This is a genomic window from Roseateles aquae (assembly GCF_032337115.1).
Taxonomy (GTDB): domain Bacteria; phylum Pseudomonadota; class Gammaproteobacteria; order Burkholderiales; family Burkholderiaceae_C; genus Roseateles_C; species Roseateles_C aquae.
Genome location: NZ_JAVXZY010000014.1, coordinates 98482 through 112618, shown reverse-complemented (window position 1 = coordinate 112618; position 14137 = coordinate 98482). Strand labels below are relative to the sequence as shown.

Below are 14137 nucleotides of genomic sequence, written 5' to 3'. Positions count from 1 at the left end.
CATGAGCGACATCAAACTCTTCCGCCTCCAATCCGGCCGCGCCACCGAGCTGCAAGGCGAGGCCTCCGATCTGGAGAAGCCGCTGCAGACGCTGATCGAGGCCAACCTGGACGTGGTGCTCGGCATCCGCTTCCTGGCCACCGAGTACTCCACCGGGCCAACACATGGCGGGCGTATCGACACGCTGGGCCTGGACGAGAACCACTGCCCGGTGATCCTGGAATACAAGCGCTCGGTGGGCGAGAACGTCATCAACCAGGGCCTGTTCTACCTGGACTGGCTGATGGACCACCAGGCCGAGTTCAAGCTGCTGGTGCTGGAGAAGTTTGGCAAGGCGGCGGCCGATGCCATCGACTGGAGCGCGCCGCGCCTGGTGTGCATAGCGGCGGACTTCACCAAGTACGACGGCCATGCGGTGCAGCAGATCAACCGCAATATCGAGCTGATCCGCTATCGCCGCTTTGGCGACGATCTGCTGTTGTTCGAGCTGGCCAACGCGTCCTCGGCGTCTGCGTCGAAGAGTGGCGCGAGCGCTCACAAGGCCAGCAAGCCGGCCAAGGGGGCAAACGAAACACCCGCTGAAAAAACGGTGGGGCCTGACAAGCCATATTCCGAAATCGTTGCCAGCTTGCCATTGGCGCTCAGCGATCTGCTCGCTTCGCTGGAGGACTACACCTTGTCGCTGGGCGACGATGTGCAGCGCAAGGAACTGCGCCTCTATGTGGCCTTCAAGCGGCTGAAGAACTTCGCCACCCTGGTGCCGCAGCGCAGCCGCTTGCTGCTCTACCTGCACCTCGATCCCGCCACCGTGACCAAGCTGCTGCCGATTGCGAAGGACGTCTCGCAAAAGGGTCACTGGGGCACCGGCGATGTGGAGGTGTCCCTTGCTTCGCTTGCCGACCTCGAAGCTGCCAAGCCCTTTATTGCAGAGGCCTATGAGGGGCGATCACAGGCAGGGGCTATTGCACCGTGATCTCTCGCTTGGGCTGAGAAGTTCTTTGATCAGGGCCGGCAAATGCCTCATGCTGGCCATATCGAGGCCGACGCTGCATCCTTCGTCTTCAGGTTCAGGCTTTATCACACGCCAATCCGGAAAACTCGAAGAAGTCCTTTGCTGACAAGGGCTTGCCATCACATTGCGACTGCAACCCGCCTCCACATGAAACCCTCCCCCCTGCGCCGCCTCGCCGCCCAACGCGCAGCGGCCTCGACCCCAGCCGCGCCGGCCACCCCGGCCCTCGCCCAAGCCAACGCCCTCCTCGCCGCCATCGACGCCGGCGGCATTCCCCTGCATCCGGCCAAGGTCAACCAGATCGCGGCGGCGCTGGGGCTGGCGGTGTCGCGCGAGGAGCCGGTGGAGGCCACGGTGGCGCGGATAAGGCTGTGGGTGCAGCAGGGGGTGGCGGCGAAGCCGGCTGAGTAGCGTGCTGCGAAAGGCCAGCGCGCCGCAAGCTGCCAGGATTCGTCACAGGCCCGTCATGCTGCCGCCCTCACGCCGTCGCATACTCGCGCCATGGCCTATGTCCACCGTCTTGGCGCTGAGCGCTTTCACTTTGCGGACCTGCGCAGCTTGCTGGCCAAGGCGAGCCCGCGGCGCTCGGGCGATGAGCTGGCCGGCGTGGCGGCGGCCGATGCGCGGGAGCGGGTGGCGGCGCAGCTGGCGCTGGCCGATCTGCCGCTGAAGGCGTTTCTGAACGAGGCCGTCGTGCCTTACGAGAGCGACGAGGTCACGCGGCTGATCATCGACAGCCACGATGCCGCGGCCTTTGCGCCGATTGCGCACCTCACCGTGGGCGGCCTGCGCGATGCGCTGCTGGCCGAGGCGCTGGACACCGCGGCCATCGCGCCAGGGCTAACGCCCGAAATGGTGGCCGCGCTGAGCAAGCTGTGCCGTGCGCAAGATCTGCTGCTGATCGCGCAGCGCTGCGAGGTCGTCAGCCGCTTTCGCTCGACGCTGGGCCTGCGCGGGCGGCTGGCCACGCGGCTGCAGCCGAATCACCCGACCGACGACGAGGCCGGCATCGCCGCCAGCCTGCTGGACGGGCTGCTGATGGGCGCCGGCGATGCCGTCATCGGCATCAACCCGGCCACCGACAACCTGCCCCAGGTGATGCGCCTGCTGCTGATGCTGGATGCGGTGATCAGCCGCCACCAGATCCCCACGCAGAGCTGCGTGCTGACCCATGTGACGACGACGCTGGAGGCCATTGATCGCGGCGCGCCGGTGGACCTGGTGTTTCAGTCCATCGCCGGCACAGAGGGCGCCAACCGCGGCTTCGGCATCACGCTGGAGCTGCTGGCCGAGGCACAGGCGGCGGCGCTGGCGCTGCAGCGCGGCGGGCGCCAGGTGATGTACTTTGAAACCGGCCAGGGCAGCGCGCTGTCCAGCGGCACGCACGCGGGCTGCGATCAGCAGACGCTGGAATGCCGCGCCTATGCGGTGGCGCGGCGCTTCGAGCCGCTCTTGGTCAACAGCGTGGTTGGCTTCATCGGGCCGGAGTATCTGTTCGACGGCAAGCAGATCCTGCGCGCCGGGCTGGAAGACCATTGCTGCGGCAAGCTGCTGGGCCTGCCGATGGGCGTGGATGTGTGCTTCACCAACCATGCCGAGGCCGATGTCGACGATGTCGACGCCCTGCTGACGATGCTCTGCGCCGCCGGCTGCAACTACATCATGGGCGTGCCCGGCTCGGACGACATCATGCTCGGCTACCAGAGCACCAGCTTTCACGACGCGCTGGCGATGCGCCGCCTGCTCGGCCTGCGGCCGGCGCCGGAGTTCGAGGCCTGGCTGCAGCGCATGGGCGTGTTCGAACCCGGTGGCGCGCCGCGCCTGGCCGAGGCGCTGCCGGCCGGCTTTGCCGCGCTGCTGGAGCGGGCATGAGCGCCAAGCCTGCACCCAAACCCTCTGTCACCGCGCAGCCCTGGGCCCGCCTCGGCCGTTACACCGCCGCCCGCATCGGCCTGGGCCGTGCCGGCGCCAGCGTGCCCACCACTGCGCACCTCGCCTTTCAGCAGGCCCATGCCGAGGCCCGCGATGCCGTGCACACGCCGCTGGACGCCGAGGCCTTGCTGGCCGGCCTGCGCGCCCTCGGCGAAGCGCCGCTGCAGGTGCACAGCCAGGCCGATCATCGTGCCCGTTATCTGCAGCGCCCCGATCTCGGCCGCGCGCTCGATGCCGCCAGCGCCGCGTTGCTGGACGCACAGGCCGCACCACAGACCGACGATGCCCCGGACCTCGCCTTTGTGCTGGCCGACGGCCTGTCGGCGCTGGCGCTGCAACGCCAGGCCCTGCCCTTGTTTGCCGCGCTGCGCGAGCGGCTGCTGGCCGAGGGCGGCTGGCACTGGGCGCCGCCGGTGCTGGCCGTCCAGGCCCGCGTGGCGATTGGTGACGAGATCGGCGCGCGGCTGAAGGCCCGCTGCGTGGTGGTGCTGATTGGCGAGCGGCCGGGCCTCTCGGCGCCGGACAGCCTGGGCATCTACTTCAGCTGGGCGCCGCGCGTGGGCCTCGTTGATGCCGAGCGCAATTGCATCTCGAATGTGCGTCCCGAAGGCTTGCCACCGCCCGCTGCGGCCGCCAAGCTGCATGCGCTGCTGCGCGAGGCCAGACGCCGACAGCTCAGCGGCGTGGCGCTGAAGGACGAGCAGGACGAACGCGCGCTGGCCCCCGCCGAGCCGGCGGCCTTGATGCGGCTGCTGACGGGTTGATCAGCGGCTGATCAGCGGGCCAAGGCGCCGAACTCCTCAGGCGCTCTTTCTCGCCGCCGTGCGGCGGTACTCGGCCGGGGTCAGGCCGGTCTTGTCCTTGAACACCTTGTAGAAGCTGTTGCGGTTGTTGAAGCCGGCGCGGTAGGCGATATCGGCCACCGTGAGCGTCTCGCCTGCGCCGCGCCCCTCTTGTTCGAGCAGCTGGCGGGCGTCCTGAAAGCGCAGCTCGTTCAGGTAGTCGTAGAAGCTGCTGCCCAGGTGCAGATTGAGCAGCTCGGAGAGCTGGTGCGGCGTCACGTCCAGCAGCGCGGCCAGGCGGGCCAGGGACATGTCTTCGTCCAGATGCGGTTTGTGCTCGTGCACCAGCTGCTGAAGCCGTTCGGCGAGTTCGCGCGCCGCCTGGGGCGAGAGTTCAACGATGCGCACGTTGGGGCGCGACTCGGGTGTTTCTGCTGGCACTTCTGTGGGCGTTGCTGTGGGCACTTCCTCGAGTGTCACGGCCTGCGGCTCCGGCGATGGAACCGGCTCGACCTCGTCACCGAGCGTCAGCCAGGCCGGCTGGTAGACGGCCAAGAGCGCAATCACATCCACGTAGAGCGCCAGGGCGCTGGCGGCGGCTTGCAGCAGCGCCTGCGGCGGCAGCTGGCCAAGGCGGGCCAAGGCGTGGATCAGCAGGTCGTAGGCGCCGGCGGCGAACAGGCCGCTGGCCAGAAAGAGCAGCCAGTAGTAGCTGCTGTTGCGGTGCGCCAGGCGCAGCCTTTGCAGGCGGCCGCGATGGCGGCGCAGCAGCAGCAGGCCGGCCGTGGCATAGGCCATCACCTGAAGGATGAGCGCCAGCAGCAGCCCCGGGCTGGCCAGCAGCTGATCAAGCCCGGCCAGCGTGGCGGCCCACACAAGCGCCAGCGGCAGCGCATGCGGCAGCAGCGCAGGCACGCGTGGCAGCGGCTGGCACAGCGCCTGACGCAGGCACAGCAGCAGCAGCGGGCCATAGGCCCAGGTCAGCCGGATGCTGAGCGCCTGCAGCGCCGCCAGCGGCTCGCCGCTGCGGGCCAGGCTCACATAAGCATTGAGCGGTGGCAGCAGCAGCAGGGCCACAAAAGCCGCCATCGCCCAGCGCCCGCCGCGCTCGCCCCGCCGGCCCAGCAGCAGGGTCAGCAGCGTCCAGCAGCCCAGGCTGAAGGAGAACAGGTAGCAGGCTTTCTGGACTTCTAAGGCAAGCGGCATGGCGGGGCGAGGCGGAGCTGGTGGTTCAGCGCGGGAAGGTGTCGAAGGTACCGGAGAAACGGATCAGGCCATTGGAAAAGCTCTGGTACCAGGTGCCGGAGGTGGGCGTCTTGAAGGTGTAGACCATCGTATAGGGCTCGTCGAAGAAATCGCTGATCTGGCGGGTTTCCTCAACGGCGGTGTTGGCCGACAGGCGCTTGTAGACGTAGGTGCCCTTGGAGTTGATATTGCCCGGCCCGAAGCCCTGGAAGATGAGCGTGCCATCGGTCGCATAGCTTTGCAGCACCAGGCCGGCCGTGGGGTAGACGCCCGGCGGCAGCTGGGGTGCCACGGCGCTCTTGATGATCAGCGCCACATGCAGACCGGCGTTCGTGACCGGGGCCAGCACCTGCTCGGGCTTGGGCTGGCTCGGTGTGCTGCTGAAATGGCCGCTGAGCTGCAAGGTGCCGGTGGTCTGCACCCATGTGCCACTGTCGGCAGTGTCGAAGCTGTAGATGGTGATCGAGGGCGTCTGGCTGCCGGTTTCCAGCGAGCGTTCCTCGATGCGCTTGCCGCCCAGATGGCGCATCTGGTAGCTGCCGCTGGCGACACGGTGGCCCGGGCCGCCGGCGCCCTGCGAGCTCCACTGGCCGCGCGGCAGGTAGCGCTTGACGATCACGCCCTGGCTGGGCTGGCCGTTGACCGGGCTGGTTTTCTCGATCTGCAGATTCAGGTCCAGGCCCACCAGTTCGTGGCGGGCCAGCGCCTCGTGCAGCTGCAGGGCCTGCGGCGCGGGATCGGCCTGGGCGGCGCAGGCCATCAGCAGCGTGGCGCCCATGCAGCTGGCGAGCAGGGCGCTGGCCAGGCGGCCGGCGGCGGGAAACAGGAAGGACGGTGCGTTCATCGTGAGGTCTTTCGTGAAGAGTGTCAGGCGAGGCCGCGGCCTTGCAGCGGCGCCGCCATGCTCGGCGGCGCGGGGCGGCGGCGTGTCATCTGCGTTCGAAGATGACAAGCCAGCGGCCCGCGGCGCGGGTTCACCCTGAGGCTGAATCGTCGCTATTCGCACAAATTGGCGGATTTCCATACAAGCCGGCACAGGCCCGCTGGATCGACCATCTGCGCTCCCAAGTCACAACCCACTTGCGGCACGGGCTGCGGCGCGCACTCACAAGGCAAGCGCAGCGGCCGGCCAGGAAGGTCACACGATGCAATCCCTGCTTTCCAAACCCGCCACGCCTGCGCTACCCGGCGCCGCGGCTGCGGCCCCCTTCACCCGTGCCGCTCGCGCGGCGCGGACCGGACTGAGCGCCTTGAGCCTGGGCATCAGCCTCGGCCTCGCCTCCCTGCTGGGCGGCTGCGGCGGCGGCGGCGGCACAGACGCCACACCGGCGCCGCAGGCCACGCTGAGCGCCGCGGCCACGCCGCTGCGCCATGCCCAGGCGGCCAGCACGCCGCTGGCCGCCACGGTGCTGCCGGTGGGCGATATCGACAAGGGCACTTTCTGCTACGCCGAGCCGTTGGCGCTGAATGCCGACGTCAGCGATCTGAAGTCGTCCTTCAACGCCAACAACTGGCTGGCCACGATCACCGGCGTCTACGGCCGGCGCTGGCCCAGTGGCAAGGCGCTGGCCCAGGCGCAGGCCAATGACCAGTACTTCAAGGGCTTTGTCGACACCAGCAGCTTCAACAAGCTGGCCGAGTCGCTGATGGTGGCCATCCATGAGGAAACCCATATGTGGGACCTGGCCGGCAGCCGCACCCAATGGAACAGCTATACCGCGGCCTGGATCGACGACAGCTACCAGGTGCTGCAGCTGCCGCTGTACGACAGCGACGGCGGCTTCCCGCGCAAGGAGATCCTGGCGCTGATCAAGGACGATGCCTCGTCCAGCATGGACGACATCTACCTGAAGGATGCTGCGCAGGGCGACTATCACATGCAGGGCATCACCGCCGAGATGAACGCCGGCCTGATGGGCCTGCCGGCCGCGCTGGCAGTGGCCGAGTACATCGACGGCATCGGCGCCAGCAACTCACGCGATATCGCGCTGACCAATCTGAGCTATCTGCAGCTCTATCTGCGCACCGCCAAGGCCAATCACGTCGGCTACTTCAACAAGCTCAAGAGCGACGCCGCCTGGCGCAAGTTCGTGCTGATCGAGTTCCTGCGCACCGCTTACTTCATCCAGCAGTCCGAGCCCCATGCGGCCAAGCTGGGCAGCAGCAAGGTGGCGGCGCTGAAGGCCCGCGTCTATGCGCCGGAAAACCTGGCCATCCTCGAAGAGTTCAGCGGCTACAAGTTCCCCCGCCAGCCCGGTGACGCCTGCATGGGCGGCGCCAGCAGCGGCGCGCCGCAGATCAGCAGCCAGCCGGCCAGCGTGACGGCCAGCATCGGCCAGGCGGTCAGCTTCGCGGTGCAAGCCAGCGGTACCAATCTGGCCTACCAGTGGCGCAAGAACGGCAGTGCCATTCCCGGCGCGGCCAATGCGACCAGCTACTCGATCCCGGCGGTGCAGCCCGGCGATGCCGGCGCCTACAGCGTGCAGGTCAGCAATGCGGCCGGCTCGGTGCTCAGCGCCACGGCCACGCTGGTGGTCAACCCGGCGGCGGTGACGATCAGCGTCACGCCGGCCAGCGTCAGCCTGCAGGCCGGCGGTACGCAGACCTTCAGCGCCAGCGTCAGCGGCAGCAGCAACACGGCCGTCAGCTGGAGCGTGCAGGAAGCCGGCGGCGGCAGCGTCAGCAGCAGCGGCGTCTACACCGCCCCGGCCACGGCAGGCACCTACCACGTGAAGGCGACCAGCCAGGCCGACAGCAGCAAGTCGGCGCTGGCCACCATCACCGTCACGGCGGCCGGTGGCGGCGGTAGCGGCAGCTGGACGGGCAGCCTTGCCGGCGCCGGCAGCTCGGCTCGCTTCCCCAGCAGCGCGCCCGGCTACTACACGAGCAGCGCCAGCGGCACCTTCACGTTGAAGCTCAGCGGCCCGAGCACGGCTGACTACGACATCTATCTCTACAAGCAGAGCGGCAGCGGCTGGAGCGTGGTGGCCAAGTCAGAGGGCCCGACGTCCACCGAGTCCATCAGCTACCGGGGCACGGCCGGCAACTACTACGTGCTGCTCAAGTCCTACTCGGGTTCGGGCAGCTACACGCTGAGCTACGTCTTCCCCAAATAGATCGAATAGATAAGCGAGGAGGAGAGCGCATGCGGCGGGGGTGCTTGGCGACAAGCACCCCCGCTTTGCCTGCGCCCAGGCGCCCGCGCAGGCGGGGTGAGTGGCAGCGCGCGAACAGCGGCTCAGAAGCTCAGACGCCCTTGTAGCAAACGCGCTGCCATTGCTGCGTCACCGGGTTGAACCAGTTGTAGCACTTGATGCCATGGCCGATGCTGCCGGCGCCTTCACGGGCGGCGGCGACACCAGGGGCAAAGGCCATCGGTGCAACCAGGGCCAGCAGGCTCAGACCACGGACGGCGCGGGCGATCAGGGAAGTGGTGTTCATGGCAGGTACTCCTTGTGGATGCGGGGAGGAAGCTGGCGCCACCCGGGATGAGCGACGCGCACACTCTCTATGCGAATCGCGTGCCAGCCCGGCATTTCCATATCGATCAATCACTTAGCGATGATTGAAGGGGGCGGACGCTGGGGCAGATCCAGGCGGGCGGGGCAAATGCCCCAGGCCTGAGCCCGGCCGACCGGGGGATTTGCCCCATGGCCCACGCCGACTGAGGCAGACCACCCCTAGCTTGAACCGCGCCTTGAGCGCCGTCCCCCTAGCTCTTGGTGTGCGCGCACCACCCACAGCGCCCACAGTTGACTGGCCACCCCGCGCGATCGCTGCGGACGCATCCTTCAACGCTAGTCACAGGGAGCTCGATCATGGGAACAGACAACAAGCAACGCGGTTCTGAAAAGCTGCTGGCCGCCTGGAAGGCACGCACGCTGAGCGAGGAATCGGTCAAGGAGATCGCCGTCGCGCTGGACCGCTCGCCGGCCAAGGTGGAAACCGCCACCGTCTATGGCGGCGCCAACGCCACCGGCATGCGCCTGGGCCTGGCCTACAGCGGCGACGACGTGCCGATGTGCGGCAACGACCTGCTGTTCTGGCTGAAGTGGCACCGGGTTCACGGCGGTGAGGTCAAGCCGCCGCGCATCCTGATCGACGGCATCCCCTTCCCCGACGTGCTGCGCATGCAACTGGACTTCGGCCATGTCGTGCAACCGGCCGAGATCGAGAACCTGCCCGGCCGCCTCGGCCAGGGCGGTGGGATCAACGGCTTCGGCGGCTGAACCCGGCGAGCCCAGCATCATGATGGCCACGCCCTTGCGCCAGCTTCTGCCCGCGACAGACGTTCTGCGTCAGCCGGCCAGCCATGCCAGCCCCACCGGCGTGGCCCCCATCGTGCAGCTGCACCCGACACGGCGCTGCAACCTCGCCTGCGCCCATTGCTACACCAGCTCCGGCCCGCAGGTGGCCGAGACGCTGCCGCTGCCGCTGATGCAGGGGGCGTTGGACGATGCCGCCGCACTGGGCTACGGGCAGCTGGCGCTGTCTGGCGGCGAGCCGCTGCTGTACGAGGCGCTGCCGCTGCTGCTGCGCCAGGCGCGCCGGCTGGGGATGCTGACCAGCGTCACCAGCAACGGCCTGCTGCTCACGCCGGCACGCTGGGAGCCGCTGGCACCCTGGCTGAGCCGGCTGGCCATCTCGGTGGACGGCCGCGCCGCCAGCCACGACCGGCTGCGCGGTCAGCCCGGCGCGCTGGACAAGACCCTGAACAAGCTGGCCCTGCCACGCGCCAGCGGCACGCCGTTCGGCTTCATCTTCACGCTGACGCAGTACAACATCGACGAGCTGGAAGACGTGGTCCAGCTGGCCGCCGAGGCCGGCGCCGACAGCGTGCAGGTGCACCCACTGACGCTGCACGGCCGCGCCACGCAGACGCTGGCCGATGCCCGGCCTGATGCGATGGAGTTGCTGGCCGCGCTGATCGAGGCGCAGCGCCTGGCCATAGCCCTGAGCGCCAGCCATGGCGTGCAGGTGCATGTCGATGCGCTCAGCCAGCGCCAGCTGCGCGCCTACCGCGAGCGGCTGGTACCGGCCTGGCCGGCCGAGCCGCCCGGCCCCACGCTGAGCACACTGGCGCCTGTGCTGGTGCTGCAGGCCGATGGCCAGGTGCTGCCGCTGACGCATGAGCTGCCCCGCTCGCTCTGGCTCGGCTCCTTGCATGAACAGGGCCTGCTGGCCCTGGCGGCCCGCTGGCTCGCCGGCCCCGCCCCGGCGGGCCTGGTGCAAGCCTGCGCCGACACCTGGGCCGCGCTGACGAGCAGCGAACAGCCGGCTGCCTACTGGTACGACGAGGTGGCAGCACTGGCCCAGCGCATCGAAGCGCCGCGGCCCCAGCCCCTCAGGCTTGTGCCGCGTCCAGCGGCAGCGCCGTTCGGCTCAGCACATGCTGGAGCACAAAACTGGAGTGCACCCCGGTAACACCCTGAATGCGCGTCAGCTTGCCCAGCAGCAGGCTTTGGAAATGGTCCATATCGCGGACCACGATCTTCAGCTGGTAGTCGGCCGCCTGGCCGGTAATCAGCAGGCATTCCAGCACCTCGGGCAGCACCCGCACCGAGGCCTCGAAATTCGCAAAGCGCTCGGGCGTGTGCTGGTCCATCGAGATGTGCACCAAAGCCATCAGGCTCAGGCCGAGCTTCTTGGCATCGAGCAGCGCCCGGTAGCCGGCAATCAGCCCAGCCTCCTCCAGCCCGCGCACGCGGCGCAGGCAGGGCGAGGGCGAAAGCCCGACGCGATCGGCCAGATCCTGGTTGGCGATGCGGCCGTCCTGCTGCAGGACGTCGAGAATCTGGCGGTCGATGCGGTCGAGTTCCATGGGCAGGGAGGGGCTGAAGCTAGGGGCTGTGCGACAGCGCTCAGGCGAGCGGCGGAGCCCGCATTGTCAGCCACCAGCCCCCCGGCATCGCCATCAGCGACGCTCGAACACGATGCCGCGGCTGCGATCACTGTCGTAGACGAAGCCCTGCAGTGCGCCCTTAGCATCGCGGCGCAGCGTCAGCACCGCGTTCTCGCCCTCGATGAGATCGCGCCCCTGCAGCGTCAGCGACGATTGGCCGTTGCGCGCCTTCATCTGCAACTCCTGACCCTGCAAGCGGATCTGCCACTGCGTGTCCAGCTCCGCGCTGCGGTAGTGGCCGACCAGCGCCGCCAGATCGGCGGCCTGGGGCTGATACGCCGGCAGGCGCTTGAACGGGCGTGGCGCCGCTTCGTCCCGGCGCTGGACGCTGAGCGACTGAGCGTCATCGGACAGCGTCAGTGTGGTGATGCCGGTCTTGGTCTGCACGGCCTGCGCCGACAGCGCCATCAGCACCCCGCCGCTGCCCCCGCGCTGCAGCTTCAGCTGCCCGTCGCCGCCGCGCTTGATCTTCAAGAGCTGGCTGTTCTCGGCATCGAAGAAGACGCCTTCGAAACGTTGCGGCTCGAAACCGGCCGGCGCTGCGTCCGCCACCGCGGGCCGCTTGAGCTCAGCCGGCTTGGCGAGCTGATCGGCCAGCACGATATCGACGACCTGCTGCGACAGGGCCAGCGGATTGGCCTGCCCCGCATTGCAGGTCAGCGCCAGGCCCAGCTGCTGCGCGGGGAAGCGCATGAACATCGCGCGGTAGCCGCCCCAGGCGCCGGAGTGCTGAATGCGCGGCAGGCCGCGGTAGTTGTCCACCCCCAGGCCAAGGCCATATTGAGTGGCCTGGCCATCGTTGAGCCGACCGGGCTGCTGCATCGCCTGCAAGAGCTTGGCGTCAACCACCCGCGGCCGGGCCAGCTCGCCGTCCCACAGGGCCAGGTCTTGCACCGTGGTCTGCACCGCACCGTCGCCGACCTGGTCCCAGTTGGACATGTCGATGGCAAAGCCGTGCTCGGTCGGGCTGTAGGCGCTGGCGCGGTGGGCGACGACCTGGTTGTGATCGCTGCGCACATGGGTGGCCTTCATGCCTAAGGGCTGAAACACCCGGGCCTGAAGAAAGGCGTCCAGACTCTGACCGCTGACGCGCTCGACGATCAGTGCCGCCAGGAAGTAGCCGCTGTTGCTGTAGCTGAAGCGCGCGCCGGGTGTGAAGTTCAGGCCGCGCTGAGCCGCCAGCCTTTGCAGCGCATCGTCGGCGGTGGTGACGTCTTCACCAAAATGGCCGGCCAGCATCAGCAGCTCGTTGTAGTCGCGCAGGCCGGCCGTGTGGTGCAGCATCTGCTCCAGCGTGATCGCCGGCTTCAGGCCCTTCAGCTCGGGCAGATGCTTGCTCACCTCGTCCTGCAGGCTGAGCTTGCCCTCGGCCTGCAGCATCAACACCGCCAGCGCGGTGAACTGCTTGGAGGTCGAGCCGATGTCGAACACGGTGTCCGGCCTGATCGGCACCTGATGGTTCAGATCCGCCAGGCCATAGCCCTTGGCGTAGAGCAGCTTGCCTTCCTGGTACAGGCCCAGCGCGCAGCCAGGCGTCTCGGCAGTGAATGCCTTGAAGACCTGGTCGATGGCCGGGCTGTCCAGCGGCAGGGTTGGCACTGCCATCGCGGACGCGCAGACCAACAGGCTGGCGACGGCCGCAAGGCGGAAGGGGCGGGTGGACTTTTTTTTCATGGCTGGGGCCTTGGAATGTGGAGCTGATTGCAGTGAAGCGCCGGCAAGACAGCCCGGGCAGCCGCAGTGTTCCGGCTCAGCCCCATGCGCCCAAGCGCGCTGCGACGAAATGCGCCGCCGGAGGCTCAGGATGGGCTGGCCAAGCGGGCGCAGTTTGAGCACAGCCATGGCGCCCAGGCCTTATTCATCGGCCCATAAATTCAATTCATCGCCGTCTTGCGCAATTTTTTGCCAAATAATCTTAATCTCATGCCATCTTCGCAATTTTCTGCTCAACCCGGCTTTCTACACTGGAGTCAAGCAAACACCAGCCCCGCCGGCCAAGAGCCGGTCAGCGCGACAGCCCATCCAGGCCCGCCCGAGCAGCCCGACAAGCCCCAGCCACCACAAGTGCGCTGGGGCTTTGGCTTTGTGGCGCCCCGCAGCAAGGAGCAGACGCTTGGCAAGACCTGACCCCGGCGTCAGGCAGCCACTCAGCGCAGCGCCCGCACCGCCACGAAATGCGAGCCTTGCAGCGCACCGGGGCGGTAATCGAGCGTGAAGCCGCCGAAGTCCAGATGGCCCAGCGTGCGCAGGGCCTGGGCCAGGCTGGCGCGGCTGAGCGGCACCTGGGCGCGCTGCAGGCCTTCGATCAGCAGCCGGGTGGCCAGATAGCCTTCGAGACTGATTGAGTCGAACTGGCGCTCGCCACTGTCGCGCATGGCCTGCTGATAGGCCGCCACCACCGGCAGCGTGGCATCGCTGGCATCGGGCACGACCTGGGCCACACTGAGCCCGCTGAGCTTGTGGCCCAGCGCGTCCATCAGCGGCTCCAGCCCGGTGAAGGACAGGGCATAGAAGCCGCCACGAAAGCCCTGCTTGCGGGCCTGCAGCATGAAGGCCGCCGCCGGCGCATAGGGGGTGGCCATGAAGATGGCATCGGCTGGCTCGGCTTGGCGCAGCAGGCTGGCCAGCGCTACGCTGACATCGGCACTGTTGCGCTTGACCATGGCGCTGTGGCGCAGCTGTATGCCTTGGCTGCCGGCCGCCGCGCGCATGGCCTCCAGGCCGACACGGCCAAACAGATCGGCCTGCATCAGCACGTCCAGCGTGCGCACCCCGGCCGCCTGCATCGCCCGGGCCAGCGCATCAGTTTCTTCCTCGTAGCCGGCGCGTAGATTGAAGACCAGGGTCTCGCCGGGCTCACGCAGCAGGGCCGCGCCGGTGAAGGCGCCGACAAAGGGAATCTGCGCCCGCCGCACAAAGGGCAGGGCGGCCTTGCTGGTGGGCGTGCCGACATAGCCGAACAGCGCCAGCACGTCACCGTCTTCGATCAGCTGCCGGGTATTGGCCTCGGCGCGGCTGGGTTCATAGCCATCGTCCAGCAGCAGCAGGCGCAGGGGCCGGCCATGGATGCCACCCTGGTGGTTCTGCTGCGCCAGGCAAGCCCTGACCCCGGCATGGAAGCGGGCGCCCAGCGCCGCCGCCGGCCCACTCAGCGCGGCCGAGGCACCAATGCGCAATTCCGCTGACGCCGCGTGGCTCAGCGCCGGCCAGGCCAGCAGCAGCGCCGCGGCTTGGCGGCGACTCAGGGTGTTGCGCATCGTGGCT

13 protein-coding genes are annotated in these 14137 nt (G+C 68.3%); 7 read left to right on the top strand and 6 right to left on the bottom strand.

The window, feature by feature from the left end; genetic code table 11:
• Position 1: 1 nt before the first annotated feature.
• The 4 genes from RQP53_RS23790 to eutC all read left to right on the top strand — a co-directional run bounded on the left by RQP53_RS23790 (position 2) and on the right by eutC (position 3708).
• Positions 2–973, top strand: coding sequence for a DUF5655 domain-containing protein (locus RQP53_RS23790; RefSeq protein WP_315653221.1), 972 nt, complete (start codon positions 2–4; stop codon positions 971–973).
• A gap of 186 nt (positions 974–1159) precedes the next feature.
• The gene (locus tag RQP53_RS23785; RefSeq protein WP_315653220.1) at positions 1160–1423 is read left to right on the top strand and encodes a hypothetical protein; all 264 of its coding nucleotides are present in this window, start codon (positions 1160–1162) and stop codon (positions 1421–1423) included.
• 90 nt (positions 1424–1513) lie between these two features.
• Positions 1514–2884, top strand: coding sequence for an ethanolamine ammonia-lyase subunit EutB (locus RQP53_RS23780; protein ID WP_315653219.1), 1371 nt, complete (start codon positions 1514–1516; stop codon positions 2882–2884).
• Entirely contained in the window at positions 2881–3708 is an 828-nt protein-coding gene (gene eutC / locus RQP53_RS23775) for an ethanolamine ammonia-lyase subunit EutC (RefSeq protein WP_315653218.1), read from the top strand. Before RQP53_RS23780 ends, eutC begins: the two co-directional genes overlap by 4 nt.
• A 36-nt stretch (positions 3709–3744) precedes the next feature.
• Here eutC and RQP53_RS23770 read toward each other — a convergent pair whose 3' ends face one another.
• The gene (locus RQP53_RS23770; protein ID WP_315653217.1) at positions 3745–4932 is read right to left on the bottom strand and encodes a helix-turn-helix domain-containing protein; all 1188 of its coding nucleotides are present in this window, start codon (positions 4930–4932) and stop codon (positions 3745–3747) included.
• Positions 4933–4957: 25 nt separating this feature from the next.
• The gene (locus tag RQP53_RS23765) at positions 4958–5815 is read right to left on the bottom strand and encodes a hypothetical protein (protein ID WP_315653216.1); all 858 of its coding nucleotides are present in this window, start codon (positions 5813–5815) and stop codon (positions 4958–4960) included.
• A gap of 301 nt (positions 5816–6116) precedes the next feature.
• Here RQP53_RS23765 and RQP53_RS23760 point away from each other — a divergent pair, with 301 nt between their 5' ends.
• A complete protein-coding gene (locus tag RQP53_RS23760; protein WP_315653215.1) occupies positions 6117–8087 on the top strand; it encodes an immunoglobulin domain-containing protein in 1971 nt (656 codons plus the stop codon).
• Positions 8088–8217: 130 nt separating this feature from the next.
• Here the strand turns inward: RQP53_RS23760 and RQP53_RS23755 are convergent, their stop codons facing one another.
• Positions 8218–8412, bottom strand: a complete 195-nt coding sequence (locus RQP53_RS23755) for a hypothetical protein (protein ID WP_315653214.1) — start codon at positions 8410–8412, stop codon at positions 8218–8220.
• A gap of 377 nt (positions 8413–8789) precedes the next feature.
• Between RQP53_RS23755 and RQP53_RS23750 the strand changes: the two genes are divergently transcribed.
• Both RQP53_RS23750 and RQP53_RS23745 read left to right on the top strand, forming a co-directional pair.
• Positions 8790–9200, top strand: coding sequence for a hypothetical protein (locus tag RQP53_RS23750; protein ID WP_315653213.1), 411 nt, complete (start codon positions 8790–8792; stop codon positions 9198–9200).
• Positions 9201–9219: 19 nt separating this feature from the next.
• Positions 9220–10395 (top strand): radical SAM protein, encoded by a 1176-nt coding sequence (locus RQP53_RS23745; protein ID WP_315653212.1) that lies wholly within the window; start codon positions 9220–9222, stop codon positions 10393–10395.
• Here the strand turns inward: RQP53_RS23745 and RQP53_RS23740 are convergent.
• From RQP53_RS23740 to RQP53_RS23730, 3 genes are all read right to left on the bottom strand, one after another.
• Positions 10316–10792, bottom strand: a complete 477-nt coding sequence (locus RQP53_RS23740; protein WP_315653211.1) for an Lrp/AsnC family transcriptional regulator — start codon at positions 10790–10792, stop codon at positions 10316–10318. The genes RQP53_RS23745 and RQP53_RS23740 overlap by 80 nt on opposite strands.
• 93 nt (positions 10793–10885) lie before the next feature.
• Positions 10886–12547: a serine hydrolase domain-containing protein gene (locus tag RQP53_RS23735; RefSeq protein ID WP_315653210.1), complete on the bottom strand. Its 1662-nt coding sequence runs from the start codon at positions 12545–12547 to the stop codon at positions 10886–10888.
• 473 nt (positions 12548–13020) lie between these two features.
• Positions 13021–14130 carry an ABC transporter substrate-binding protein gene (locus tag RQP53_RS23730; protein ID WP_315653209.1) on the bottom strand — a complete coding sequence of 370 codons (1110 nt, stop codon included), beginning with the start codon at positions 14128–14130 and terminating at the stop codon, positions 13021–13023.
• Between the last annotated feature and the right edge of the window lie 7 nt (positions 14131–14137).

Bases quoted from the DNA above. Each gene is read 5' to 3' on its own strand.
- RQP53_RS23760 (WP_315653215.1), top strand. From the start codon at position 6,117: ATGCAATCCCTGCTTTCCAAACCCGCCACGCCTGCGCTACCCGGCGCC.
- RQP53_RS23730 (WP_315653209.1), bottom strand. From the start codon at position 14,130: ATGCGCAACACCCTGAGTCGCCGCCAAGCCGCGGCGCTGCTGCTGGCC.
- RQP53_RS23770 (WP_315653217.1), bottom strand. From the start codon at position 4,932: ATGCCGCTTGCCTTAGAAGTCCAGAAAGCCTGCTACCTGTTCTCCTTC.
- RQP53_RS23765 (WP_315653216.1), bottom strand. From the start codon at position 5,815: ATGAACGCACCGTCCTTCCTGTTTCCCGCCGCCGGCCGCCTGGCCAGC.
- RQP53_RS23740 (WP_315653211.1), bottom strand. From the start codon at position 10,792: ATGGAACTCGACCGCATCGACCGCCAGATTCTCGACGTCCTGCAGCAG.
- RQP53_RS23790 (WP_315653221.1), top strand. From the start codon at position 2: ATGAGCGACATCAAACTCTTCCGCCTCCAATCCGGCCGCGCCACCGAG.
- eutC (WP_315653218.1), top strand. From the start codon at position 2,881: ATGAGCGCCAAGCCTGCACCCAAACCCTCTGTCACCGCGCAGCCCTGG.
- RQP53_RS23735 (WP_315653210.1), bottom strand. From the start codon at position 12,547: ATGAAAAAAAAGTCCACCCGCCCCTTCCGCCTTGCGGCCGTCGCCAGC.
- RQP53_RS23755 (WP_315653214.1), bottom strand. From the start codon at position 8,412: ATGAACACCACTTCCCTGATCGCCCGCGCCGTCCGTGGTCTGAGCCTG.
- RQP53_RS23750 (WP_315653213.1), top strand. From the start codon at position 8,790: ATGGGAACAGACAACAAGCAACGCGGTTCTGAAAAGCTGCTGGCCGCC.
- RQP53_RS23785 (WP_315653220.1), top strand. From the start codon at position 1,160: ATGAAACCCTCCCCCCTGCGCCGCCTCGCCGCCCAACGCGCAGCGGCC.
- RQP53_RS23780 (WP_315653219.1), top strand. From the start codon at position 1,514: ATGGCCTATGTCCACCGTCTTGGCGCTGAGCGCTTTCACTTTGCGGAC.
- RQP53_RS23745 (WP_315653212.1), top strand. From the start codon at position 9,220: ATGATGGCCACGCCCTTGCGCCAGCTTCTGCCCGCGACAGACGTTCTG.